This is a genomic window from Acetobacter sp. DsW_059, assembly GCF_002153695.1.
Lineage (GTDB): Bacteria > Pseudomonadota > Alphaproteobacteria > Acetobacterales > Acetobacteraceae > Acetobacter > Acetobacter thailandicus.
This window is the reverse complement of record NZ_JOPI01000115.1, coordinates 1-243: the sequence shown is the minus strand read 5'-3', so window position 1 is coordinate 243 and position 243 is coordinate 1. Positions and strand designations below refer to the sequence as shown.

1 protein-coding gene is annotated in these 243 nt (G+C 57.6%); it reads right to left on the bottom strand.

What is annotated here, in order from left to right:
* Positions 1-243 (bottom strand): hypothetical protein (locus tag HK25_RS13110; RefSeq protein WP_198945987.1); only part of this gene is annotated, 243 nt, incomplete at both ends.

The following is a 243-nucleotide window of genomic DNA, read 5'->3' as shown; positions in this document are numbered from 1 at the left end:
TCCCACTGGAATCCAGTATCTGAGACGATGGCACGGCAGCGTTTGCCGTGGTAAGTGCGGTAGCCGCATCACTTGAGGCTGTCGTTGCTGCTGAGCTGGCAGCATTAGCCGTTGTGACTGCTGCTGATGCGTTGGTGGCGGCGGCCGCAACTGCTGTGGTGTTAGACGCGACTGATGCAGCCAGATCACCAAGGGCTATAGTTGTTGAAGTGGTTGCACCTGACGGGGTGTATGTGGCTGTAG